This is a genomic window from Thermocatellispora tengchongensis (assembly GCF_014202315.1).
Classification (GTDB): Bacteria; Actinomycetota; Actinomycetes; order Streptosporangiales; family Streptosporangiaceae; genus Thermocatellispora; species Thermocatellispora tengchongensis.
Window position 1 is genome coordinate 88,613 of record NZ_JACHGN010000006.1, and the last position, 23,822, is coordinate 112,434.

Below are 23,822 nucleotides of genomic sequence, written 5' to 3' on the forward strand. Positions count from 1 at the left end.
GATCACCATGGCCCTGTTCTCCGTGGAAGACCTGAGCGTGACCTTCCGGCGGCGCGGGCACACCACGACCGCGGTCCGCGGCGTGTCCTTCGCCGTGGACCCCGGCAGGACGCTGGCGCTGGTCGGCGAGTCGGGCTCCGGCAAGAGCGTCTCGCTGCTGGCCGCGACGGGGCTGCTGCCGGGCCGGGCCACGGTGCGGGGCGCGGCCCGGTACCGCGGCACGGACCTCACCCGGCTCAGCCCGTCCCGGTTGCGTCGGATCCGGGGCCGGCGCATCGGATTCGTCTTCCAGGACCCGCTGAGCAACCTGCACCCGCTCAGGACCATCGGCGCCCAGATCGGTGAGGCGATCACCGCGCACGAGCGGGTGGGGCGGGCGGCGCTGCGCCGCCGCGTGCTCGACCTGCTCGGCGAGGTGGGCATCCGGGACGCAGGGCGCCGGATCGACGACTACCCGAACCACTTCTCCGGCGGGATGCGGCAGCGGGCCATGATCGCCATGGCCATCGCGCTGAACCCGGACCTGATCGTCGCCGACGAGCCGACGACCGCGCTCGACGTGACCGTGCAGGCGTCGATCCTGAAGCTGCTGCGACGGCTCCAGGAGTCGCACGGCACAGCGTTGATCTTCGTCAGCCACGACCTGGCCGTGGTCTCCGAGATCGCCGACGACGTGGTCGTGATGCGCGACGGCGAGGTGGTCGAGACGGCGCCGGTGGAGCGGATCACCACCGATCCTCGGCACGAGTACACCCGCGAGCTGCTGGACGCGGCCCGGCGCGGGGCGGCGCCCACCCGTGCCCCCGAGGTGCCCGCGCCGCCCGCCGCGGGGAAGGCCCCGCTGCTGCGGGCCACCGCGCTGCACATGACCTATCGCAGGCCCGGCCGCAAGGGCGCCGTCACCGCGCTCACCGACGTCTCCTTCGACGTGCGCGAAGGAGAGATCGTCGGGCTGGTGGGCGAGTCGGGGTCGGGCAAGTCCACGATCGGCCGGATCGTGGCCGGCCTGGCCCGGCCCACCGCCGGGTCGGTGGCGCTGCGCGGCGAGGTCTGCAACGAACCGGGCCGGGGGCCCGTCCGGCTCGGCCGGAGCCTGCGGACCGCCATCCAGGTGGTCTTCCAGGACCCGTACGGCAGCCTGAACCCGCGGCGGACCGTCGCCGCCACGCTCGCCGACCCGTTCGTCGTCAACACCGATCTGCCCGCCGCCGAGATCCGCGCCCGGGTCGAGGAACTGGTGCGCCGGGTCGAGTTGCCCGCCTCGGTCCTGGGCCGGTATCCCGCCCAGCTCTCCGGCGGGCAGCGGCAGCGGGTCGCCATCGCCCGCGCCGTCGCCCTGCGGCCCTCGCTGGTCGTGGCCGACGAGCCGGTCTCCGCGCTCGACATCACCACCCAGGCGCAGATCGTCGCCCTCATCCGGAGGCTGCGCGCGGAGCTGGGCACGTCCTTCCTGTTCATCTCGCACGACCTCGGGATGGTCGCCGGCCTGTGCGACCGGGTCGTGGTGCTGAACCGGGGCCGCATCGTGGAGCAGGGGCCGGTCGGCCGGGTGTTCGACGACCCCCGCGACCCCTGCACGCGGGAACTGCTCGACTCGATCCCCGGGCGGGTGGCCCGTGTCTAGCGCGCCGCCCCTCGAACCCGCGCTCGCCGCGTACGAGGCACCCGGCGCCGCGGGGCGTTTCCTCACGGTGCGGGCGATCCTGGCCGAGCGCTCGGCGCGTACCGGGCTGATCCTGGTCGGCCTGGTCGTGCTGGCGGCGCTCCTGGCCCCGGTCGCGGCGGCGCTCACCGGGCACGGCCCGGACCAGCAGTTCCGGGCCGAGGCGCTGGCCGAGAACGGGCTGCCGGCCGGGCCGAGCGCGCGATTCCTGCTCGGCGCCGACGGCAACGGCCGCGACGTGCTGATCCGCACACTGTACGGCGCGCGGATCTCGCTGCTGGTCGGCGTGCCCGCGACCACCATCGCCCTGATCATCGGGACCGCCGTCGGCCTGGTCGCCGGGTTCTTCCCGGGCAGGATCGACCGGCTGCTGTCCCTGGGCACCGACATCGCGCTGTCCTTCCCGTTCGTGGTGACCGCGCTCAGCCTGGTCGCGCTGAACCGGGGGAGCGACGGGCGGCCGATCGTGGACCCGGTCCTGCTCGTCATCCTGGTGATCTCGCTGTTCGCCTGGACCTACTTCGCCCGGCTGACGCGCGGGCTCGTCGTCGTGCTGCGCAACCGGCCCTTCGTGGAGGCCGCGTTGTCGATCGGTGTGAGCCGCCCCCGCCTGATCGTGCGGGAGATCCTGCCGAACGTGCTCCCGGTGGTGGCGGTGTACTGGGCCGTCCAGCTCCCGGTCAACATCCTGGCCGAGGCGACGCTGTCCTTCCTCGGGGTGGGCGTCCAGGCGCCCACGGCGAGCTGGGGCAACATGATCGCCGAGGCGCAGCGCACGTCGCTGTACCAGGTGCAGCCGTGGTTCCTGCTCGGGCCGGGCATCGCCATGTTCGTCACCGTGCTGGGCTTCAACGCGATCGGCTCCGGCATCCGCAACGTCCTCGACCCCCAGGGATAGCCGGCCATGATCAAGCACATCGCTGCCCACGCGCTCCGGGCGCTGGCGACCCTGCTGGCCGTACTGGTCATCACGTTCGCGCTGACCCGCATCGCCTACCGCAACCCCGCCGCGGTCCTCGCGCCGCGCAACGCCACCCAGGAGACGCTGGACGGCATCACCCGCGCGCTGCGTCTCGACGAGCCGTGGTACCTGCAACTGTGGCACTACCTCTACCGGGGCCCGGACATCCAGGGCGCGCCGATGGGCCTGTTCAACTGGCCGCCGGCCCTCGGGTACTCCTTCCGGCAGCAGCGGCCGGTCACCGAGCTGATCCTGTCGAAGCTGCCGGTGACGCTGTCGCTCGCGCTGGGCGCGCTGGTGATCTGGATGACCTTGTCGATCCTGTTCGGCGTGGCGGCGGCCAGGAAGCCGGACTCCCCGCTCGACCGGGCGCTGTCGGCGCTCTCCTACGCCGCCCTGTCCGTGCCGGCCTTCCTGACCGGCATCCTGCTGTCGTACTTCCTGTACTTCACGCTCTCGACGTACGGCATCAGGTGGTTCCCCGGCAGCGGCTACACCGGCCTCACCGAGGACCCGCTGGAGTGGGCCAGGCACCTCGCGCTGCCCTGGCTGACCATCGCCATCGCCGAGATCGGCGTCTTCCAGCGCGTGGTGCGGGCCGCCATGCTGGACGTGCTGGGGGCCGACTACATTCGCACCGCGCGCGCCAAGGGCGTGACGGAGCGCAGGGTCCTGTTCGGGCACGCGCTCAGCGCCGCGCTGAACCCGATCATCACGCTCGGCGGGCTGGAGCTCGCCGCGCTGATGGGCGGGGCCATCGTGACCGAGCAGATCTTCGGCCTGGACGGGGTCGGGCGGCTGGCGGTGGAGGCGGCGGCCGGCGGGGACTTCCCGGTCGTCATCGGCACCACGATCCTCGCCGCCGCGATCTTCGTGATCTCGACCTTCGCCGTGGACGTGATCACCCGCCTGCGCGACCCGGCCGCCGGCTGAGCACCCCCATTCCCAAGGAGACGACCATGAGTTTCGACGTGCGCGTGCTGAGCGGCGAGGACGACCTGCTCGCGGCGTCCGCGACGTTCCGCACCGCCCTGCTCGGCCTGCCGCCCCTCCCGCCGGGCACGGACGTCACCCGGTTCTTCGAGCCGGGGCGTACCCTGGGCGTCTTCGACGGCGCCGAGCCGGCCGGCACCGCCGACTCCTACGCGAGCACCCTCGTCGTGCCGGGCGGGGCGCGCCTTCCGCACGCCGCCGTCACGCACGTCGGCGTGCTGCCCACGCACACCCGCAGGGGCATCGTGACGGCGCTGATGCGCCGCCAACTCGCCGACTGCGCCGAACGGGGGGAGGTCGTCGCCACGCTGCGGGCCTCGGAGGCCGTGATCTACGAGCGCTTCGGGTACGGGATCGCCGGCTCGTCCGCGCGCCGGGAGGTCGCGCGCAGGCAGGCCCGCGTACGCGAGACGGCGCCGCGCGGGGGCCGCGTCCGGCTGCTCGACCCCGCCTCCTCCTGGAAGCCGCTCGCCCGGATCTACGAGGACGCCGCCGTCTGGACCGGCGCGATCGGCCGGCCCGTCTCCTGGTGGCGGCAGCAGGAGCTGCGCCAGGCCGCCGAGCCCGGCCCCGCGTACGTCGTCGTGCACGGCGAGGACGGCGCGGAGGACGGGTACGCCCGCTACCACCCGATCGGCACCTCGGAGTGGTTCACCGCCCGCGACCGCACCATCGTGGTGGACGACCTGGTCGCCGCCACGCCGCGGGCGTACGCCGGGCTGATCCGGTATCTGCTCGGCCTGGACCTGGTCGACCACATCGTGCTGCCGTCCACCGCCCCCGACGACCCGCTGCCGCTGCTGCTCACCGACGAGCGCGCCGTCCGCACGGTCGCGGTGCGGGACGAGACCTGGCTGCGGCTCGTGGACGTGCCCGCCGCCCTCGCCGGACGGACCTACCGGGGGCCGGGCTCGGTGGCCGTGACCGTCACCGACGACCTGCTGCCCGGGAACACCGGCACCTACATGATCAGCGCCGACGGCGTGGCCAGGACGAAGCGCCCGGCAGACCTGTCGCTGGACGTCGCGACCCTCGCGGCGCTCTACCTGGGCGGCTCCCGCTGGTGGCAGCACGCCCGCGCCGGCCGGGTCGCCGTCCACCGCGAGGGCGCCCTGGAGACGGCCGAGGCGCTGTTCCGCACCGACTCCCTGCCGTTCGCCGGCACCGTCTTCTGACCTTCGCGGCCCGCCCCGGATCCCCGGCCTGGGCCGCCTCCGGTCACTGTCGCGGGGGGTCAGGAGGTGGCGGGCTCCGGCCGGTAGGCGCGCAGGAAGGTGTCCACGGCGGCGCTCGCCACGGCGTCGATCTCGGCGGGGGGCACCTCGCGGCCGCCCAGCCGGGAGCGGGCCTCCACGGGGGCGGTGAGCAGGGCGAGGAACTGTTCCGCGGCCTGGGCCGGGTCGCACGGGCGCAGGTGGCCCGACAGGCACAGCCGGGCCAGGCGGTCGGCCAGGGCCTCGGCGACCCGGGTCGAGGTGCGCCGGTGCACGACCTCGATCAGGTCGGGGAAGCGGACGAGCTGGGCGTAGGTCAGGCGGCGCAGCGCGCGGGAACGCTCGTCGCAGCAGATCCGCAGCATGCGGTCCGCCACGTCCTCCAGCAGGGCGCGCAGGTCGCCGGAGGGCTCGCGCACCAGCTCCACGACGGCGAGGTTGTCGGCCATCACCGCCTCGGCCGCGGTCTCGACGGCGTGCCGGAACAGGTTCTCCTTGTCGCTGAGGTGGTTGTACACGGTCGGCTTGGCGACCCCGGCCTCCTCGGCGATCTCCTGCACGCACGCCTGGTCGTACCCGCGGCGGGCGAACACGGCGAAGGCGGCGTCGAGGATCGCCTTGCGCTTGTCGATGCGCCCGCGCGGGGCCGGCCGCCGGGTGGAGGCCACTACGTCCGTCACGCCCACATCCTACTTGAACTCGCGGGTTCAGTTCGGTCCGGGAACGTGTTACTTTCAAAGCCATAAATCTGAACTGACGAGTTCAAATCAGGGAGTGGCAATGATCGTCAACCTGCTGCGCTTCGCGTTCAAGGACGGCACCACCGAGGAGGAGCGGGCCGAGGTCCTGGCGGCGATGCGGCGGACGGCGGCCGTGGAGTCGGTGTCCTACTCCACCGTGGGGCGGGACCTGGGCGACCCGGCCGAGGGCTACACGCACGCCTACTGCGTCGGGATCGAGGACCTCGCGGCCCTGGAGCGGTACATGCACGACCCGGTGCACCTGGAGGGCGACCACACCATCATCCCCCGCCTCGCCCGCCTGACCGCCGTGCGCTTCTCCGACGACCCCGATCCGGAGCTGGCCCGCAAGATGCTGGCCCTGCACGAGAAGAAGGTCGCGGCCTACCCCGAGTGGGGCGCGATGCTGGAGGCGATCCCGGAGGTGCGCGTCGCCTGACCGCCCCCGGCGCCGGTTCCCGCCTCGGGCGGGAACCGGCCGGCAGGTGGTGGCGCTTCCGCGGCGGGACGCTCAGGAACGGCCGTCCGGGCGGGGCCACTCGTCGATGCGCTCCGCGAGCGGGAGCCCGGCCGGGGCCTCGACGATGTGGGCCAGGGTGATCTCGCTCAGCAGGGCGTGCTCGTGGTCGTGCAGCCGGGCCCAGATCTCGGCCAGGGGCGCGGCGGCGCCGGGGAAGTCGCCGGCGGGGGGCTCGACGCCCTCGGTGACCCGGATCACGTCGGCCAGTGAGATCTTCTCGGGCGGGCGGGCCAGCCAGTAGCCGCCCTCGGGGCCACGCTGGCTGTGGATGAGGCCGACCCGGCGCAGGTGCAGCAGGATGTTGTCGCAGAAGCGGCGGGGGATGCGCTGCTCGGTGGCGATCTGCTCGGCGTGCATCAGCCCGCCGGCGGCGGCCAGGGCGACCATGGCGCGCAGGGCGTACTGGGTGCGGGCGGAGATGCGCATCAGGTGTCCCGGAAGCGGGCACTCGACCCCAACGGAAAGGCTCCTGTTCGTCGGCGGGTGCTGGTTCGCGTCGCCGGACGCCGCCGGCCCGGCTCCCGGGAGAGCGGGACCGGGAAGCCGGGGGTCCGGCGACGTCCTGCTCCGGAGGAGAAGTCCTCGTCCGGAGGGTCACGCGGCGGGGGTGGGCTCCTCCTCCTCGGTCCGGCGGTTCAGCTCGGCCTCCACGGCCTCCACCGACTCGTGTTCCTTGTCGCGGCGGTACTCGCGCACCGAGTACGCGATGGCGCCCGCCCAGATGATCGCGATGGCGATGTACGCGATGGCCTGGATGTTGCCGGGGGCGTCGATCCAGTCGCTGCGCAGCAGGGTGCGGACGTTGGTGATGATGATCACGCCGCCGACCGCGGAGCCCAGGATGCGCGGCGGGATGTGGCGCACCAGCCAGGCGGCGATGGGCGCGGCGATCACGCCGCCGAGCAGCAGCACGCCGACCCAGGCGAAGTCGATGTTCTCCGAGCCGATGCCGACCAGGAAGCCCACGCTGGCGGCGATGGCGACCAGGAACTCGCTGGCGTCGATGGAGCCGATCACCTTGCGGGGCGGGATGCGGCCGCTGGCCAGGATCGCCGGGGTGCCCACCGGGCCCCACCCGCCGCCGCCGGTGGCGTCCACGAAGCCGGCGACCAGGCCGAGCGGCGCGAGGAACCGCTTGCGCAGCGGCTTGCCCAGCTCGCCGCGCGGGAGCCCGGCGACGGTGAAGCGGATGAGGATGTAGACGCCCAGCGCCAGCAGGATGAGCGACATGATCGGGGCGGCGACCTCGGTGGACAGGCTCGACAGGAAGGTGGCCCCGGCGAAGGCGCCGACCGCGCCCGGGATGCCGATCTTGGCGACGACCTTCCAGTCGACGTTGTTGAAGCGCCAATGGGAGATGCCCGAGGCCAGCGTGGTGCCGATCTCGGCCAGGTGGACGGTGGCCGAGGCCGCCGCCGCGTTCGTGCCGACGGCCAGCAGAAGTGTGGTGGAGGTGACGCCATAGGCCATGCCCAGGCTGCCGTCTACAAGCTGGGCGGCGAAGCCGACCAGGGCGAGCAGGATGAGTGATCGCACCGCATACCCTTTCCCGGGTTTCCCTACTATACGCGTAGGAATTATCTAATTACTCCCCAGGGGCGGTCAAGGGGGAGTTCACCCGGCGTGACGGGGGCGCCACCCCGGCCCGGGTGGGGCGCGGGCGATCGTGCGCGGGACGCCCTGGACGGACGGTGCGCACGGGGGAGCGGGGGGCGCGGTCGGCGCGCCGCCGTGCGCGCCGCCGTGTGCGCCGCCGTGTGGGCCGCCGTGCGGGGCCGTTTTGCATTGTCATGCAGTGGAGTGCATAATTCTTCTTGTGTCCAAGGTTCTCACCTCCCTGCCTGTCGGTGAACGTGTCGGGATCGCCTTCTCCGGCGGCCTCGACACCTCGGTCGCGGTCGCGTGGATGCGCGAGAAGGGTGCCGTTCCGTGCACCTACACCGCCGACGTCGGCCAGTACGACGAGCCCGACATCGCCTCGGTGCCCGGCCGCGCCACGGCGTACGGCGCGGAGGTCGCCCGGCTGGTCGACTGCCGGGCCGCCCTCGTCGAAGAGGGGCTGGCGGCCCTGGCCTGCGGCGCGTTCCACATCCGCTCCGGTGGCCGCACCTACTTCAACACCACCCCGCTCGGGCGGGCCGTGACCGGCACCCTGCTGGTGCGCGCGATGCTCGAGGACGGCGTGCAGATCTGGGGCGACGGCTCCACCTTCAAGGGCAACGACATCGAGCGGTTCTACCGGTACGGCCTGCTCGCCAACCCGTCCCTGCGGATCTACAAGCCGTGGCTCGACGCCGACTTCGTCAGCGAGCTGGGCGGCCGCAAGGAGATGTCGGAGTGGCTGCTCGCCCACGGCCTGCCCTACCGCGACAGCGTGGAGAAGGCGTACTCCACCGACGCGAACATCTGGGGCGCGACCCACGAGGCCAAGTCGCTGGAGCACCTCGACACCGGCATCGAGATCGTCGAGCCGATCATGGGCGTGCGGTTCTGGGACCCCGAGGTCGAGATCGCCGCCGAGGACGTCACGATCGGCTTCGAGCAGGGCCGCCCGGTGACGATCAACGGCAAGGAGTTCGCCTCCCCCGTGGATCTGGTGCTGGAGGCCAACGCCATCGGCGGCCGCCACGGCATGGGCATGTCCGACCAGATCGAGAACCGGATCATCGAGGCCAAGAGCCGGGGCATCTACGAGGCGCCGGGCATGGCGCTGCTGCACGCGGCGTACGAGCGGCTGGTCAACGCGATCCACAACGAGGACACCCTGACCAGCTACCACGTCGAGGGACGGAAGCTGGGCAGGCTGCTGTACGAGGGCCGCTGGCTGGACCCGCAGGCGCTGATGCTGCGCGAGTCGCTGCAGCGCTGGGTCGGCACCGCCGTCACCGGCGAGGTGACCCTGCGGCTGCGGCGCGGCGAGGACTACTCCATCCTGGACACCTCCGGGCCGGCGTTCAGCTACCACCCCGACAAGCTGTCCATGGAGCGCACCGAGGATTCCGCCTTCGGGCCGGTCGATCGCATCGGCCAGCTCACCATGCGCAACCTCGACATCGCCGACTCCCGGGCCAAGCTGGAGCAGTACGCCAGGCTCGGCCTGGTCGGCAGCGCGCACCCGGCGCTGATCGGCGCCCAGGCGGCCCCGACCGAGCTGATCGGCGCGATGGCCGAGGGCGGCGCCGAGGCCATCGCCTCCCGCGGCGAGGGCCCCGACGAGGACGAGCTGCTGGACCACGCCGCGATGGAGGCGGGCACCGACTGACCGCCCTACGGCCCGGCCGGCGGCTCGGTCACGGTCGGCCGGTGCGCCAGTCGCCCGAGTGCAGCGCGCCCGCGGCCTGGGGGCCCATCATCCCCAGGCCGCCGTCCACGAACACGGTGGTCCCGGTGACGTAGGAGGCGGCGGGGCCGGCGAGGAAGGCCACGACGGCGGCGACCTCGCGCGCGTCACCCGGCCTGGAGATGGGGTAGCCCGGCCTGCTGCCGGTCTGCGGCGGCAGGTCCTCCTGCCCGGTCATCGGGGTCGCGATCTCGCCCGGCGCCACGGTGTTGACGGTGATGCCGTACTCGGCCAGCTCCAGCGCCAGCACGCGGCTGAGCATGCGCAGCCCGCCCTTGGCGGCGCAGTACGGGCCCGCGCCCACGCGCGGGTACTCCTCGTGCACGCTGGTGACGTTGACGATGCGCCCGCCCCTGCCCGAGCCGGCCATGCGCCTGGCGGCGCGCTGCGCGCACAGGAACGCCCCGTCGAGGTCCACCGCCAGCACCGACCGCCAGCGCTCGTAGCCCATCTCCAGCAGCGGCTCGGCGCTCCCGGTGCCCGCGTTGTTGACCAGGACGCCGAGGCCGCCGAGCTCGTCGGCCAGCTCGTCCACGACCGCCGCCGCCCGTTCCGGGTCGGTCAGGTCGTGCCTGCGCACCGCCGGCACCTTGCCCAGGTCGCGGACCAGGCCGGCGGTGGTCCGGGCGCCCTCCTCGTCCATGTGGTACGTGATGCCGATGTCGAACCCCTGCTCGGCCAGGGCCACGGCGGTGGCCTTGCCGATGCCGGAGTCGGCCCCCGTGACCACCGCCACTCGATCGTACGCGTCGCTCATCCCTGGCCCCTTCCAGCCCGGCGGCGGCTCAAACCCTCCGGCCCGCGCCTTCAGAACGTGCCGCGGTACAGGGCGCAGCCGCGGCACACCTCCGGCGGGTCCTCGCCCCGGAGCCTGCGGCGGAACTCCCGGTACGGCTCACCGGCCCAGATCTCGGCGAAGCTCTGCCGGCGCAGGTCGCCCAGCGCGATGCGGTCGTCGCCCATCACCATGCAGCACGGCTGCACCGCGCCCTCGCTGGTGACGTACGCCGCCTCCCACGGCCAGGAACAGCCCGGCTCCCCGTCCGCGCGGACCCGCCGCCGCTCGGTGAGTTCCGGCAGTCGCAGCCGCAGGCCGCACTCGCCCGCCACCCGCGCCGCCTCGGCGAAGACCCGCGCCGTACGGGCCCGGTCCTCGCCCCGCCACAGCGCCTGCGCCTCGGTGAACGCGCGGATCTCCGCATAGCCGTCGCCGGCGTCCTGGAAGGAGTGCGCCAGGTTCTGCACCCGCAGCTCGTCCACGCCCCAGCCCGACAGCAGCCGTACGACGTCCGGCAGCTCGGCCAGGTTGCGCCGCATCGCCACCAGGACCACCCGGGTCCACGGCAGCCGGGCCCCGGCGGCCCGCTTGGCCCGCCACAGCCCCCGGATGCCGGCCGCGACCGCCGCGAAGTCCGCGCCGTCGCGGATCGCCTCGAACGTGGCGGCGCGGGCGGCGTCGAAGGAGACGTGCACCCAGTCCACCCCCAGCTCCACCAGTTCGGCTGAGCGGCGTGCGGTGAGCAGGGTGGCGTTGGTGTTGAACCCGGCCCGGATGCCGCGCCGCTTGGCCTCGGCCAGCATCGGCATCAGGTGCGGTGACAGCAGCGGCTCGCCCAGGCCCTGCAACGTGAGCCGGCGCAGCCCCGGCACCTCCTCCAGCAGCCGGTGGAACAGCTCGGGCGCCATCGCCCCCTCGGCCCTGTTCACCGGCGGGCGGTAGCGCACCAGGCACATCCGGCAGCGCAGGTTGCACGCCGAGGTCACCTCAAGCTGGAGGTGCGCCGGCAGCGGCGGCACCTCCGCCGGGTCGCGCGCGTCGCCGCCCATCTCCGCCGATCCGGCCGCCTCGCCGTCACCTCCGCCGCGGGCCGGCCCCCCTGCCCGCGGCGCGGCCCGCGATCGTCTCACCCCCGCTACGCCTCGTACCCGGTCGCTCACGGGGAGAACCCTGGCCTTTTTCGGCCGATCGGCCTAGATTCAGGCCATGCGTACTGATTCCCGGCCGACCGGCCGGACGTTCGTGGAGGAGGCCCGGAGGCGCCAGATCATCGACGCCGCGATCGTGACCGTGGCCGAGCGCGGCTACGCGAACGCGTCGCTGGCCCAGATCGCCGCCACGGCCGGGATCTCCAAGAGCGTGATCTCCTACCACTTCGCCGGCAAGGAGGAACTGCTGCGCGAGGTCGTCACCCAGGTGTACGCCGAGTGCGGCGAGGCGGTGGAGGCGGCGCTCGGAGCCTGCGACACCTGGTCCGACCGGCTGGCCGCGTTCATCACCGCCGAGCTGGACTACATGCGGCACAACCGGCACAAGTGGCTCGCCGCCTCCGAGATCGTCATCAGCCACCGCGACGAGTCCGGCACGCCCCTGTACCTCAAGGCGCGCGACGAGACCCAGGGCTTCGAGTGGGTCCTGGAGGAGGGCCGCAGGGCGGGGGAGTTCGGCGACGACTTCGACGTGCGCATCGCGGCCCTGACCCTGCTGCACGCGCTCGACGGCGTGCTCACCGAGTGGCAGAAGGACGCCACGCTCGACCTGGAGGACTACGGCCGGCGCCTGGTGCGGTTCGTCCTGCGCGCCGTGCGGAAGGAGGCCCCCTCATGACCGCCCCCCAGCCCCCGCCGCGGCCCTTCGCCTTCCGCGGCATCTGCTACGACGCCGGCACCCTGTACGAGAAGGACTGGAACTCCCGCCCCTCCTGGCGGGCCGCCGACGTCGAGCACGACCTGCGCGCGATCCGCGACGACCTGCACTGCGACGCGGTCTCGGTCGTGGCGAGCGACACCGGGCGGCTGGCCCGGACGGGCGAGATCGCGCGCGGCCTCGGCCTGTTCACCTGGCTGCAGCCGCGCCCGTTCGACCTGCCCGAGCCCGGCCTGCTGGAGGCGGTCGGCCGGGCCGCCCGCGCGGCGCGACGGCTGCACGACGAGTACGGCGGCGGGGTCGGGCTGAACCTCGGCTGCGAGATCAGCCTGTCGATGACCGGCATCGTGCCCGGCCGCACCTTCGGGCGGCGCAGCAGGAACCTGGTGTGGAGCGGGTGGCTGCTGCCGTGGTTCAACGCGCGCCTGCGGGGCGTCCTGGACCGCGCGGTCGATGTCGCCCGCCGCGACTTCGCCGGGCCGCTCACGTACGGGGCCGGCATGTGGGAGCGCGTGGACTGGACCCGCTTCGACTACGTCGGCCTCGACGCCTACCCCGACGCCACGAACCACTGGCGGCTGGCCGACGACCTGCGCGCCGTCGTCGCCCGCGGCAAGCCGGTGCTCGCCCTGGAGGTCGGCTGCTGCGCCTACCGGGGAGCGGCGGAGAAGGGCGCCACCGGCTTCGACATCCTGACCGGCGACCCGCGGCGGCCGGTGCGCGGCAGGCCCGTACGCGACGAGAGCGTGCAGGCCGGCTACCTGGAGCGGGCCTTCGACCTGTTCGAGGCCGTGGGGACCCATGGGGTGTTCGTGTGGGCCTTCAGCGAGCCGGGGCTGCCGCACGTCGCCGACCCCGCGCACGACACCGACATGGGGAGCTTCGGCGTCGTCGCGGTGCTGCCCGGCGAAGACCCGGACGAGCCCGAACGCTGGCGCCCCAAGCTCGCCTTCGACACCGTCGCCCGGCGTTACGCGGCCCACCGCGACGCCGCGCGGGCACACGCGGAAGGAGCGCCCGATGAACGGCGGTGACCGCCTCGCCGGCCGGCAGGCGAGTGCGACGCGTGGGGCGAGCGCGCCCGTCCCCCGCTGGACGCCCGTCGCCCGGGTAGCGGTCGTGGTCCTCGCCGCGACCGCGCTCACGGCGTCGGCGCGTGCGCTGCTCCCGCCCCCGCACGCCTACGGCTCCCCGCAGCGCTACCTGTCGCTCGGTGTGCAGGGCGCGCTCATGGTGTGCGTGGTGCTCGTGGCCGTGCGCGTCCTGGACCGCAGGCCGGCATCCGCCCTGGGACTGCCCGGACCCGCGCGGGGATGGCGCCCGCTGCTCGCCGGGGCCCTCGCCTGGTACGCCGCCGCCTCCGCCGGCCTGGCCGTGCTCCTGCTCACAGGGGCGGTGCCGCCGCTCCGGGACCCGGCGCCGGCGCTCGCCCTCGTGCCGGTGTTCGCGGGCACCCTGCTGCTGCACGCCCTGCCCACCGAACTGCTGTTCCGCGGCTACGTCCAGACCAACCTGGCCGGCCGCCTGCGCGGCTGGACGCTGTTGTCGGTCACGGCGGCGATCCAGACCGCGAGCCTGGCGGCCGTGCTCGGCCCGCCGGGCGTGACCGGCGCCGTCGCGCAGTTCGGGCTGGCCCTGGCGCTGGGCTACCTGCGCGCCCTGTCCGGGAACGTGTGGATGGGCGCGGCGGTCCTGGCGGCCACCTCCACGACCGTCCTGCTTCCGGCCCACGTGCTGACCGGCGGCCTCATGGCCACCCTGCTCATCGGCGTACTGCCGCCGGCGGCCGTGGTCGCGGCGCTCCACCGCATCGCCCGGCGGCACCCGGCCTGGCTCGGAGGTGGCGGACCCGGCGCGCGCCGATGAGCGGCGCGGCGCCGCCCCGTGCGGGTGGCCCGGGGCGGCGCCGCGGTCAGCGGCGGTCAGCGGCGGTCGAACCAGCGGTACATGGGCGAGTCGGGTCCCCACTTGCCGGGGCGGCCGTGCTCGTCCCTCGTCACGAAGACGCTCGGCTCGGAGGCGGTCACGCCGCCGCCGGCGGAGCGGGCCGTGACGAACCAGGCGTAGGCCGTGTCGTCCTTGAGCCGGTCCCAGGTCACCGTGGCGACCTGGCCCGACGCGACCCTGCTGGTGCCGATGACCCGGGTGGGCTTGTACAGCGCCAGCGAGTCGGTCTGGAAGCTCGTCACCCGGGAGGTGAGATCGACCGGCAGCACCATGTTGTCCTCAAGGCCGTTGTAGCGGCGCTGCGGGTCGAACTCGGTGGCGCCGAAGTCGTCGAGCAGCGGGGAGTAGGTGTCCACGCTCAGCTCCGCCCGCTCCACGTCGAACTGCAGCAGCCGCAGGAAGCTCGCGCCGAACAGGAGCTGGTCGTCCGGGTTGTACCCGCCGACCTCGGTGAGCCCGAGCCGGTCGGCCGAGACGGTGTAGAACTGGTAGTCGGCCAGCAGCTCCACGACGCCCTTGCCGACCTGCCCCACCTTCGGCTTGACGTTGGTGCCCACGCCGTGCTCGTGCCCGGCGAGGATCAGGAAGACGTTCGGGTTCTTCTCGACCACCGTCTTGTACAGCATCGAGCCGTCGGGCGCCGCGAACCCGGCGCCGCGCCCGTCGGGGCTGGTGCTCGGCACGATGTAGTCGTGCGAGAGCAGGATGCCGTTGCGGTCGGCGAACCTCTTGAAGATCGAGCCGGCCCACTCCGCCTCCTCCCTCGTCACGCCGTACGACAGGCCGACCACGACGAAGTCCAGCCCGCCCGCGGAGAACAGGTCGTAGTGGTTCTGGTTGTCGCCCTCCTTCCACGGGCCGCCGTACTCGGCGTGCCGCCAGCCCTTCGCGGCCTCCTGGTACCGGCCCGGGCCGTAGTACCGGTTGTAGAGCGCCTCCGGCCCGTTCTCGGTGCCCGACTGGTTGTCGTGGTTGCCGGCGATCACGCCGTTGGGGATGCCCGCCTCGTCCAGCACGCGCTGCTGCCTGGACGACACCTCGAACTCCCCGGCGATCTGCTGCCGCATGGCGTCGTCCGCGGGCTTGCGGATGTTGTTCTCGATGATGTCGCCGGTGTGGGCGACGTAGGAGATCTTGCGCTGCTCCTTGTTCGCCTTGATCCAGTTGACGATGCCGCCGTACGCCGCCTCCCACACCGCGCGCTCCGCGGCGGTCTCCTGCTCCACCGCGCCCTCGGAGAGGTACTGGGTGTCGGTGAAGTGCACGATCGAGAAGTCGTAGGTGGAGGGGTCGGCGAAGCCGTTCGGGTCGCCGGGCTCGATGTCGTCGGCGAACGGGTCCTCGCCCGTCACCATGACGTGGACCTGCCGCCGGTCGATGTGCTCCGGTCCGACGACGGCCGTGAGGACGGTCTTGCCCTCGGCGGCGCCGCGGGCGCTGGTCAGCAGGTCCCACGCCCTGGTCTCGGTGTTCCACGCCCGCAGCGACGCCAGCCGCTCGGGGTCGATGACGCCCTCCCAGCGCAGCACCGGTGAGTCGGCGTGGCCCTCCACCTGCACGTCGAAGCGCTGGTAGACGAGGTCCTTGCCGGTGGGGGCGTCGAGCGTCCTGCCGTCGGCGGGTTCGAGCCCCGCGGCCCTGACCTTCTTCTCGCCCGGCACCCGCAGCGTCGCCGGGACCGACTGCGCGGTGCCCTGGAACACCTGGTTCGGGGTCAGGATCTCGGCCTGGGAGAACGTCGCGGTCACCTGGCCGCCGTCGGGCTCGGCCACCTTCGCCGAGAGCCGGACCGGGTCCGACACGTCGAGGGCGCCCCGCGCCGGGCTCAGCTCGGCGGGGACGTCCGGGATGCCCGCGGACTCGAACACGATCTCGCGGGTCGCGGTGTTGCCGAGCCCGTCGGCGCCGGTCACCGACAGCGTGTGCGTGCCGGCCTTGAGCCCCGGGCCCACCTGGGCGCCCAGCGCGATGGGCCGGCCGTCGAGCTTGACGTCCGGCCCGGACACCACGCCGGAGGTGTCGTCCAGCTTGACGTCCAGCACGACCGAGGCGGTGATCTTCTCACCCGCGGCCGGGACGCTCCGGGCGACCTTCGGCGCCGAGTTGTCGGTGAGCAGCAGGCGGGTGGCCGCCTCGCCCGTGGTGGACGCCGCGGCGACGGTGTGCCTGCCGTCCTCCAGGGCGGTGGTGTCGAGGTCCGCGCGCAGGCCGCGCGCCGGGGCGTCCACGACGAACTGCAGGTCGATCTCGGTCAGCGGGTTCACGTTGTCGCCGCAGTTGCCGTCGCCCATGCCGTACGAGCCCTTGAGCATCTGGCCCGCCGCCGTGCCCCGCGCCGGGGTGAGGGCGATGTCCGAGATCGTGAAGTCGTCGCGGTTGGCGCCGCAGGAGGTCGGGAAGGTCCCGGTCACGAAGTCGATGGTGTTCCAGCCGGGCACCAGGAACTCGTTCGGGATCGTCAGGTCCACGCGCCGGTTCACGAAGTCGCCGTCGAGCACGACCTTCTGGCCGTTGACGAGCACGTGGTTCTGGTAGCGCGCCTCGATCGAGTTGCCGCCCACGTTGAAGCTGAGGGTGGCGTCGCCCGAGCCGAGCGTCTGGACGACGCGCACCGCCGGGGCGTCGATCGTGTAGCGCAGCTCGGCCTCGCGGAGGGCGGTCTGGCTGCTGCCGCAGGCGCCGTCGCCCATTTCGTACGACGGCTTGACGTCCCGCCCGGTCACGGTGGCGCCGTCGAGCGCGAGGGCGAGGCCGGAGATGGTGAAGTCGTCGCGGTTGTTGCCGCACGACTCCCTGTAGTCGCCGGTGACCACCTTGATCGTGTTGTCGCCGGGCACCAGGTGGCGCGCCGGGACCGCGATGGTCACCCGCCGGCTCGCCCAGGAGCCGCCCAGGTCGATGCGCTTGCCGTTGACGAGCAGGAAGTTGTCGAACTTGTCGTCGATCGAGTTCGCGCCCACGTCGAAGGAGAACATCGCGGCGCCGTTGCCGAGCGTGGCCCTCGCCGGGGGTTCCTTGTCATCGACCGTGAGGGACGCCACGCCGCCCTCGCCGGCGGCCGGAACCGTCGCGAAGACCGGCTTGACGCCCGCCACGAGGGTGCCGTCGGCGGGCGTCAGCCGCGGCGCTCCGGCGGGGGCGTTGTTCACGGTCACGGTGTTCTCGACCGTGGCCCCGGACGCGGTGGTCGCGGTGATGGTGTGCTCGCCGTTGGCCAGGGTCGTGGTGTCCACGTCCGCGGCGAGCCCCGTGGTGCCCTTCGGGTCGCCCAGGATGAAGAACTTCAGCGTGGCGCGCTTCAGCAGCGTGGTGTTCGAACCGCAGTTGCCGTCGCCGAAGGAGAAGGTGTAGGGGTTGTCCTCGCCGTCGGCGACCTCGCCGAGCAGTTCCAGGCCCACGTCCGACAGCACGAAGTCGTCGTGGTTGACGCCGCACGACGACTCGATGGCGCCGGCGACGATCTCGACGGTGTTCTCGCCCTTGACCAGGTGCTCGTTGGGGATCTCCATGGTCGCGCGCTCGTTGACGTGGTCGCCGATGTCGGCGCGGTACACCCCGTTGACGATCACGTGGTTGTGGTACCGCGCCTCGGTCGAGTTCGGGCCGACGTCGAAGCTGAGCTTGGAGACGCCGACCGTACGGGTGGCGTCGAGCGCGGAGCCGTCGATGTCGAGCCTCGCGACGCTGTCACCGGCCACGGCCGGCACCGCCGCGACCTTCACCGTGCCCTCCAGGTACGACCCGTCGGCGGGGGTGAGCGACGGCGGGGTCTGCGAGCCGGTCGGCGTCGGGCTCGGCCGGCCCCGATCCGCCTCTCCCGCCCCGGGGTCGGCGTACGCCGCCGTCACGAGCCCGTTCACGAGCAACACCGCGACCGCGGCGGCCGTGGCGAGGCGTCCCCTTCTCCGTAAGCCGCGCGGTGACCTCCGCGCTGCCATTGGCTGCATCAGGCGCAGTCCCTTCTATCACGTTCACAAGCGCCGCTCGGGCCGCTTGCCCTCGGCGGGACAGACTGGATCGCAGGAGTGAACGGTGTGCATGAAGAGGCTGAAGGGGAGAGGAACTATCTGATTCTTCGCATTTCCCAACACATGAGCGGCCTTCGGCATCGTGCGCCAGAATCGGGGTGGAGGCCGGGGCGGACACGGCCCGAGGAGGCGAGGGCGGGTGCGTACGATCGACACCTCGATCGTGATCGAGGCTCCTCCGCAGGCGGTCTGGGACGTCCTGGCCGACTTCGCCGGCTACGCCGAGTGGAATCCGTTCATCGTCCGGGCCGAGGGCGAGGCGGTCGCGGGGAGCGTGCTCAGCCTGCACATCAGGCCACCCGGGGGCGCGGGCATGACACACCATCCGACTGTCCTGGTCGCCGAGCCCGCCAGGCACCTGCGCTGGCTCGGCAAGGTCGCGATCCCCGGGCTGCTCGCCGCCCGGCACGACTTCATCCTGGAGCCCCACGGGCAGGGGACCCTGGTGCGCCATCGTGAGGTGTTCACCGGCCTGCTGGTCCCGTTCCTGCGGCGGACGCTGCGGCGTACCGAGGAGGGCTTCGCCGCGCTGAACGCGGCGCTGAAGGAGCGGGCCGAGCGGCGGGGGTGACGACGCCCGCACCGCCCAGTGGTCGGCGCAGTGGTCGCCCGCTGGTCAGCGCGGTGGCCCGGCCGCGATCGTCGCGCGGGCCTCCGCGACCCCGCCGCGCCACCAGCCCATGGCCTCCACCCACCACGTCATGCCGGCGGCAGCGTATCCGCCGACCAGGCCGTCGGCGGCGCGGCCCTCCAAGGCGATGTCGAAGCCGTCCAGGGAGCCCCGTTCGGCGGCCAGGAAGCCGACCACGCGGGCGAACTCCGCGACCGGCACCGGCCGCTCCCGCCCGAAGTGGTGGAACGTCGGCATCGCGCCGTCCCAGCGGGCCGCGCGCCGCAGGCCCGCCTTCGTCGGCCACCGGCCGGGACACCAGATCGGAATCCGCGGCTGGACCGGCGCCGGGGGCAGCCGCCGCCACAGCCGGGTCAGCTCCTCCAGGCCCCGGTCCAGCTTGGCGGCGCGCGCCCTCAGGTCGGGGTCCTCCCCGAACTCCGCGTACTCGGCGTCCATCGACCCGAGCCCGGCCCCGACGACCAGCCGTCCCCCGGACAGCACGTCCAGGGTCGCGGTCTCCTTGGCGACGTTCTGCACCCGGCGGCGCGGCAGCGCCGTCATCAGCACGCCCAGCCGGACCCGCCGGGTGCGGGCCGCGACGGCCGACAGCACCACCACCGAGTTCGCGACCGGCCAGCTCCGATCGTGGTAGAGGAGGTGATCCCAGAGGAAGACCCCGTCCCAGCCGTGCTCCTCGGCCGCCACGCCCAGTTCCACCAGCACCCCCGGGTCGCCGAACTCGCCCACGTTCGGCAGCCCCACCGCGAATCGCACCACGCACCAAGGTTAGGGGCGGCCCGCCGCCCGATGATCGATAGGGTGTGTGGCCATCGATGTCCCCCCGATCCGGAAGCGGGCCCGTGCTGCTCGACCCCTCTTCGGCCCGTCGCCGGCCGTACGCGCTGTTGTGGTGGTGGTCCGCCGTCGTGCTGGCCGTGTGGCCGATCGTCCAGGGTGTGGCCGAGGTGCTCTCCGGCGACCGGCCGCGGTTCGGGGTGGTGGAGTGCTGGGCGCCGCGCGAGGAGCCGCTGCCCTCCTGGCGCCACACCGCCGAGGACGCCGCCGAGTACGCCGGCGGGCTCCTGTACGACGCCACGGCGCCGGTGCTGATCCTGCTCGCCATCGCCCTGCACCGGTACGCCGCGGGCCGCCCGCACCTCCACCTGCGCGCGGCACGGTGGGCCTTCGTCCTGATCACGGCGGCCGACGCGCTGCTGCCGGCGGAGGACGTGCTCGTCCCGCCGCCGCTGGACGAAACGTGCCTGGCCCTGCTCGGGCGGCCCACCGAGACGCTGAGCGACCATCTCGACACCGCCCTGACCTGGATCGTCTCGGCCAACGTCGCGGTGATCCTGGCCGGCGCCGTCGCGACCCGGGCCCTGACCCGGCGGACGGTGACCACGGCCCTGGCCGCCGCGGTCGCGGCCGGCGTCGCGGTCGCGGCGGTGGCCGCGCTGCCCGAGCGCTTCACCGTCCCCGCCCTGGCCGGCGACGGCACCCCGCGGTACGCCGTCCTCGGCGACGCCCTCCCGCTGATCGTGGACCTCGAAACGGGCGCCATCGTCGAGAGCGTGCCGCCGACGGACGGGAAGTTCGTCGTCTTCGGCGCCGTCGTGCGCGACCGCGAGCCCGGCCACTACGTGATCGCGCTGTCCACCCGCTCCCGCGTCCCGGACCAGCCGTGGTCGGTGCGGGGCCTGCGCTCGCGGATCTACCGGATGACCGTGGACGACACCGGCCGGGCCCGGCTCGGCGAGCGCCTCTCCGGCGACCTCGCCGGCGTCGTGCAGAACATCGCGGTCTCCGCGACCGGCCGGGTCGCCTACTCCCGCATGGTCGAGGGCCGGGACGGCCGCACGAGCTCCTTCGCCGGGGTGCTGGACCCCGGCCGGGAGTGGGCGGCGTACATGCCGTACTACCTGTACTGGATCGGCCCCGACACGCTCGTCTTCCCGCGCGACTCACGGGGCGCGGACCCCGGCGCGTCCTGGATGGTCACGCGGGACGTGCGGACCGGACGGGAGGGCCGCCACCCCCTGCCGCCGGGCGGAAGCGGCGCGGGCAACGGCATGGCCGTGCTCCCGGACGGGCGCCTGATCCTGACGGGCATCGGCGAGGACGCCTCCGCGAACGGCGACCGCCTCATCCTGTTCGAGGGCGCGACCGCCGCCGGCACGGTGCACACCAGCGGCCCGGCGAAGATCAGGTCGGTGGCGCTGGACCCCTCCGGCCGCCACCTCCTCATCGCCCAGGCGACCATCGACGCCGATTCCCTGAGCACCACGACCGAGATCGTCCGCGTGGACCTCACCTCCCTCCCGCCCACCCCCGCCGCCGGCACCCGCGCCGACCTCCGCCTGCCCAAGCGCGTCATCTGGCGCGGCCCCGCCGAGGGTTGGCAGCTCGCCTGGTGACCGCGCACGGCCCGTCGCCGGCGCCGGTCGCCACGGTGAGGCCGCCGTCGTGACAGGCGCGGACCACGCCGGAAATCGATAGCCTTGCGGCGCTTGCCCGTGGTCGCGGACGTGACAGGAGGGAACGGACACGTGGTCGAGGACGCCGAGCTTCAGGCACTGCGCGAGGCGGCACGTCTCTCCCCGGACAACCTGCCCCTGCGGCGGCATCTCGCCCGGCAGTTCCTGGCGAAGGGGTATCTCGCGGAGGCGGAGGCCGAGTTCCGGGCCGCGCTCGCGCTCGCGCCCGGCGACCCGGACATCACGGCCGGGCTCGCGGAGGCGTTCGTCCGGCAGAGCGCCCACGGCGCGGCGCTCGCCGTGCTGGAGCCGCTGCTGGCCACGCCCGGCTACCCGCCCCGGCTCGGCGTGCTGGCCGCCCGGGCCCTGCTCGGGGAGGGCGACGCCGAAGGCGCGGCCCACCGCTACCACGAGGCGGTCGCCCGCGATCCGTCCCTGGCCGACGCGGAGCTCGCCGCCCGCCTGGCGCCCCCGCCCGCCGCCGAGACCGTGCCGCCGCCGGCGTACCTGGTGCCCGATCCGCCGGGCGGGGGCCACACCAGCGCGGAGGTCGAGCGCTCCGGCCTCACCTTCGCCGACGTGGCCGGCATGGAGGCGGTCAAGGAGGCGCTGCGGATGAAGCTGCTGCTGCCGGTGCGGCAGCCGGAGCTGTTCGCCGCGTTCGGCAAGCGGGCCGGCGGGGGAGTCCTGCTGTACGGCCCTCCGGGCGCGGGCAAGACCCACCTGGCCAGGGCCGCCGCCGGGGAGCTGGGCGCGTCGTTCGTCAACGTCGGGCTGGCCGACATCCTGGACATGTACATCGGCTCCAGCGAGCGCAACCTGCGCGCCACGTTCGACCTGGCCCGCCGCCACCGGCCGTGCGTGCTGTTCTTCGACGAGGTGGACGCCCTCGCCGCGCGCCGCTCCGACATGCGCCACGGGCACTCCCGCCGCCTGGTGAACCAGTTCCTCGCCGAGCTGGACGGCGTGGACCAGAACGCCAACGAGGGCGTCCTGGTGCTGGCCGCGACGAACGCCCCCTGGTACGTGGACGTCGCGTTCCGCCGTCCCGGCCGTCTCGACTCGCCGGTGTTCGTGCCGCCGCCCGACGCCGCGGCGCGCGCCGCCATCCTGCGCATCCTGTGCCGCGACAAGCCGCTGGCCGAGATGGACTTCGACGCCGTGGCCCGCGTCACCGAGCAGTTCGTCGGCGCGGATCTGAAGGGCGTGGTGGACCGGGCGGTGGAGGCCAAGCTCCAGGAGTCGATCCGGGCCGGGCGGCCGGTGCCGCTGTCCACGCCCGACCTGCTGGCCGCCGCCAAGACCGTACGCCCCACGGCGGTGCGGGAGTGGATGGCCACGGCGCGCAACTACGTGATGCACGCCAACGAGTCCGGCGCCTGGGACGAGCTGCTGCCGTGGATCCAGCGCAAGTGGTGACGGCCGCCGAGTCGATCGAGCGGGCGCGCACGCTCCTCGGCCTGCGCCGCCCCGCCGAGGCCGAGCGGGAGCTGCGCGGGGTGCTGGCCCGCGACCCGCAGCACGCCGCCGCGCACGCCCTGCTGGCCCTGGCCCTGAGCGGGCGGGGCGCCACGGCCGAGGCGGTGCGGGAGGCCCGTGAGGCGGTGCGGCTGGCGCCGGAGAACTGGCTCCCGCACTACGTCGCCGGGCAGGTGCACTACCGCGCCCGCCACGCCGCGGAGGCCCTGGCCGCGGCCGAGGCCGCCCTGAGCCTGGCCCCCGAGCACGTGCCGGTCTGGGAGCTGCTGGCCCGCGTCCACGTGCTGCGGGGGCGGTGGCCGCAGGTGGCCGAGGCCGCCAGGCACGGCCTGGCGATCGACCCGCAGCACGCCGGCCTGGTGAGCCTGCTGGCGCTGGCCCTCACCATGCTCGGCGACGCCGAGGGGGCGCGGGCCGCCGCCGCGCAGGCCCTGCGGATCGACCCCGAGAGCCCCACGGCGCACCTGGTGTCCGGCCGCGCGGAGCTGGCCTTCGGCGATCCGCGGCGCGCCGCCGAGGCGTTCCGCGAGGTCCTCCGCCTGGACCCCGGCTTCCACCAGGCCAGAGACCTCCTCGTCACCGCGCTCAAGCGGCGCAACCCGCTCTACCGCCCGCTGACGCGGCTGCGCCGCCGGTTCCGCGGCCGCTGGTGGATGGTGTTCCTGCTGCCCGCGCTCCCGCCGGTGATCCTGGTGTTCGTGCTGATCGCGCTGCTGCACTGGGCGGCCTGGGTGGCCGAGGCGTGGACCACCCTGCGCCTGGCGCGGGCCAAGGCGACGCGGCTGCTGTTCGAGGGAGCCGAGGCCCGTGTGGCCCTGGCCTGCTGCTGCCTGCTCGCCGCCGGCGCGGCGCTGCTCGCCCTGGGCATCGCGCTCGGCGCCGATGCCGCCGGCATCGCCGGCGTGGCCGTGATGGCCCTGGTCACCCCGGTGGAGGAGGCCGCCCACACCGGCTCTCTCCGCGCCCGCGCCGTGCTCTACGCCTGGACGGCCCTGCTCGCCCTGGCCGTCGCCGCCTCCCTGATCCTGTCCCAGGAGGCCATCGCGCTGCTGGTCGCGTACGCGGCCCTGGCCACGATCTGGGTGGCGTCCGGCGTCCGCGCGGCGCCCCGCGCGATCAGGAAGATCGGCAGGCGCCGGGCGCCGCGATGATCACGCCTCCCCACAAGGCCGGGCACGGGCCGCGGAGGCGGTCTTGCAGAAATCG

The 23,822-nt window shown here is 73.8% G+C and carries 20 protein-coding genes; 13 read left to right on the forward strand and 7 right to left on the reverse strand.

Annotated features, from left to right (window positions below):
- The first annotated feature begins 7 nt into the window (after positions 1-7).
- The 4 genes from HNP84_RS15250 to HNP84_RS15265 are packed head-to-tail and all read left to right on the forward strand — an operon-like array spanning position 8 to position 4,792.
- Entirely contained in the window at positions 8-1,624 is a 1,617-nt protein-coding gene (locus HNP84_RS15250) for a dipeptide ABC transporter ATP-binding protein (RefSeq protein ID WP_185050368.1), read from the forward strand.
- A complete protein-coding gene (locus HNP84_RS56050) occupies positions 1,617-2,561 on the forward strand; it encodes an ABC transporter permease (protein ID WP_185050369.1) in 945 nt (314 codons plus the stop codon). The genes HNP84_RS15250 and HNP84_RS56050 overlap by 8 nt, the downstream gene beginning before the upstream one ends.
- A gap of 6 nt (positions 2,562-2,567) precedes the next feature.
- Positions 2,568-3,557: an ABC transporter permease gene (locus HNP84_RS15260; RefSeq protein WP_185050370.1), complete on the forward strand. Its 990-nt coding sequence runs from the start codon at positions 2,568-2,570 to the stop codon at positions 3,555-3,557.
- Between the two features lie 26 nt (positions 3,558-3,583).
- A complete protein-coding gene (locus HNP84_RS15265) occupies positions 3,584-4,792 on the forward strand; it encodes a GNAT family N-acetyltransferase (RefSeq protein ID WP_185050371.1) in 1,209 nt (402 codons plus the stop codon).
- A 59-nt stretch (positions 4,793-4,851) separates the two neighbouring features.
- On the opposite strand, the gene HNP84_RS52945 is transcribed toward HNP84_RS15265, so the two are convergent.
- Positions 4,852-5,511, reverse strand: a complete 660-nt coding sequence (locus HNP84_RS52945) for a TetR/AcrR family transcriptional regulator (RefSeq protein ID WP_312924896.1) — start codon at positions 5,509-5,511, stop codon at positions 4,852-4,854.
- Between the two features lie 100 nt (positions 5,512-5,611).
- On the opposite strand from HNP84_RS52945, the gene HNP84_RS15275 reads away from it, so the two are divergent.
- The gene (locus HNP84_RS15275) at positions 5,612-6,010 is read left to right on the forward strand and encodes a Dabb family protein (RefSeq protein WP_185050372.1); all 399 of its coding nucleotides are present in this window, start codon (positions 5,612-5,614) and stop codon (positions 6,008-6,010) included.
- Between the two features lie 72 nt (positions 6,011-6,082).
- Here the strand turns inward: HNP84_RS15275 and HNP84_RS15280 are convergent, their stop codons facing one another.
- Positions 6,083-6,517, reverse strand: coding sequence for an RrF2 family transcriptional regulator (locus HNP84_RS15280; RefSeq protein ID WP_185050373.1), 435 nt, complete (start codon positions 6,515-6,517; stop codon positions 6,083-6,085).
- Positions 6,518-6,685: 168 nt separating this feature from the next.
- On the reverse strand, positions 6,686-7,627 hold the full coding sequence (locus tag HNP84_RS15285) for a sulfite exporter TauE/SafE family protein (protein WP_185050374.1): 942 nt from the start codon (positions 7,625-7,627) through the stop codon (positions 6,686-6,688).
- Positions 7,628-7,907: 280 nt separating this feature from the next.
- On the opposite strand from HNP84_RS15285, the gene argG reads away from it, so the two are divergent.
- Positions 7,908-9,353, forward strand: coding sequence for an argininosuccinate synthase (argG, locus tag HNP84_RS15290; protein ID WP_185050375.1), 1,446 nt, complete (start codon positions 7,908-7,910; stop codon positions 9,351-9,353).
- 28 nt (positions 9,354-9,381) lie between these two features.
- Here the strand turns inward: argG and HNP84_RS15295 are convergent, their stop codons facing one another.
- Together HNP84_RS15295 and HNP84_RS15300 are read right to left on the reverse strand one after the other, a co-directional pair.
- A complete protein-coding gene (locus HNP84_RS15295) occupies positions 9,382-10,188 on the reverse strand; it encodes an SDR family oxidoreductase (RefSeq protein ID WP_185050376.1) in 807 nt (268 codons plus the stop codon).
- A gap of 50 nt (positions 10,189-10,238) precedes the next feature.
- Positions 10,239-11,339: an SPASM domain-containing protein gene (locus HNP84_RS15300; RefSeq protein ID WP_221336309.1), complete on the reverse strand. Its 1,101-nt coding sequence runs from the start codon at positions 11,337-11,339 to the stop codon at positions 10,239-10,241.
- A 76-nt stretch (positions 11,340-11,415) separates the two neighbouring features.
- On the opposite strand from HNP84_RS15300, the gene HNP84_RS15305 reads away from it, so the two are divergent.
- Genes HNP84_RS15305 through HNP84_RS15315 form a run of 3 tightly spaced genes read left to right on the forward strand, consistent with a single transcriptional unit; the run spans position 11,416 to position 13,941 of the window.
- A complete protein-coding gene (locus HNP84_RS15305; RefSeq protein WP_185050377.1) occupies positions 11,416-12,036 on the forward strand; it encodes a TetR/AcrR family transcriptional regulator in 621 nt (206 codons plus the stop codon).
- Positions 12,033-13,109, forward strand: coding sequence for a glycoside hydrolase family 113 protein (locus HNP84_RS15310; protein WP_185050378.1), 1,077 nt, complete (start codon positions 12,033-12,035; stop codon positions 13,107-13,109). The genes HNP84_RS15305 and HNP84_RS15310 overlap by 4 nt, the downstream gene beginning before the upstream one ends.
- Complete coding sequence (locus HNP84_RS15315; RefSeq protein WP_185050379.1) at positions 13,096-13,941, forward strand: CPBP family intramembrane glutamic endopeptidase; 846 nt, start codon at positions 13,096-13,098, stop codon at positions 13,939-13,941. Before HNP84_RS15310 ends, HNP84_RS15315 begins: the two co-directional genes overlap by 14 nt.
- A 56-nt stretch (positions 13,942-13,997) precedes the next feature.
- On the opposite strand, the gene HNP84_RS56055 is transcribed toward HNP84_RS15315, so the two are convergent.
- Complete coding sequence (locus HNP84_RS56055; RefSeq protein ID WP_185050380.1) at positions 13,998-17,882, reverse strand: metallophosphoesterase; 3,885 nt, start codon at positions 17,880-17,882, stop codon at positions 13,998-14,000.
- A gap of 307 nt (positions 17,883-18,189) precedes the next feature.
- Here HNP84_RS56055 and HNP84_RS15325 point away from each other — a divergent pair, with 307 nt between their 5' ends.
- Complete coding sequence (locus tag HNP84_RS15325) at positions 18,190-18,621, forward strand: SRPBCC domain-containing protein (RefSeq protein ID WP_185050381.1); 432 nt, start codon at positions 18,190-18,192, stop codon at positions 18,619-18,621.
- A gap of 45 nt (positions 18,622-18,666) precedes the next feature.
- On the opposite strand, the gene HNP84_RS15330 is transcribed toward HNP84_RS15325, so the two are convergent.
- On the reverse strand, positions 18,667-19,440 hold the full coding sequence (locus HNP84_RS15330) for an LLM class flavin-dependent oxidoreductase (RefSeq protein ID WP_185050382.1): 774 nt from the start codon (positions 19,438-19,440) through the stop codon (positions 18,667-18,669).
- 56 nt (positions 19,441-19,496) lie between these two features.
- Between HNP84_RS15330 and HNP84_RS15335 the strand changes: the two genes are divergently transcribed.
- From HNP84_RS15335 to HNP84_RS15345, 3 genes are all read left to right on the forward strand, one after another.
- Positions 19,497-21,077 (forward strand): hypothetical protein, encoded by a 1,581-nt coding sequence (locus HNP84_RS15335; protein ID WP_185050383.1) that lies wholly within the window; start codon positions 19,497-19,499, stop codon positions 21,075-21,077.
- A gap of 99 nt (positions 21,078-21,176) precedes the next feature.
- Positions 21,177-22,556, forward strand: a complete 1,380-nt coding sequence (locus HNP84_RS52960; protein ID WP_312925043.1) for an AAA family ATPase — start codon at positions 21,177-21,179, stop codon at positions 22,554-22,556.
- Positions 22,535-23,767, forward strand: coding sequence for a tetratricopeptide repeat protein (locus HNP84_RS15345; protein ID WP_185050384.1), 1,233 nt, complete (start codon positions 22,535-22,537; stop codon positions 23,765-23,767). Before HNP84_RS52960 ends, HNP84_RS15345 begins: the two co-directional genes overlap by 22 nt.
- The last annotated feature ends 55 nt before the right edge of the window (positions 23,768-23,822 follow it).

Coding starts and splice junctions, on each gene's coding strand:
- HNP84_RS15250 (WP_185050368.1), top strand. CDS start 8: ATGGCCCTGTTCTCCGTGGAAGACCTGAGCGTGACCTTCCGGCGGCGC.
- HNP84_RS15260 (WP_185050370.1), top strand. CDS start 2,568: ATGATCAAGCACATCGCTGCCCACGCGCTCCGGGCGCTGGCGACCCTG.
- HNP84_RS15265 (WP_185050371.1), top strand. CDS start 3,584: ATGAGTTTCGACGTGCGCGTGCTGAGCGGCGAGGACGACCTGCTCGCG.
- HNP84_RS15275 (WP_185050372.1), top strand. CDS start 5,612: ATGATCGTCAACCTGCTGCGCTTCGCGTTCAAGGACGGCACCACCGAG.
- HNP84_RS15280 (WP_185050373.1), bottom strand. CDS start 6,517: ATGCGCATCTCCGCCCGCACCCAGTACGCCCTGCGCGCCATGGTCGCC.
- HNP84_RS15295 (WP_185050376.1), bottom strand. CDS start 10,188: ATGAGCGACGCGTACGATCGAGTGGCGGTGGTCACGGGGGCCGACTCC.
- HNP84_RS15305 (WP_185050377.1), top strand. CDS start 11,416: ATGCGTACTGATTCCCGGCCGACCGGCCGGACGTTCGTGGAGGAGGCC.
- HNP84_RS15310 (WP_185050378.1), top strand. CDS start 12,033: ATGACCGCCCCCCAGCCCCCGCCGCGGCCCTTCGCCTTCCGCGGCATC.
- HNP84_RS15315 (WP_185050379.1), top strand. CDS start 13,096: ATGAACGGCGGTGACCGCCTCGCCGGCCGGCAGGCGAGTGCGACGCGT.
- HNP84_RS15335 (WP_185050383.1), top strand. CDS start 19,497: ATGTCCCCCCGATCCGGAAGCGGGCCCGTGCTGCTCGACCCCTCTTCG.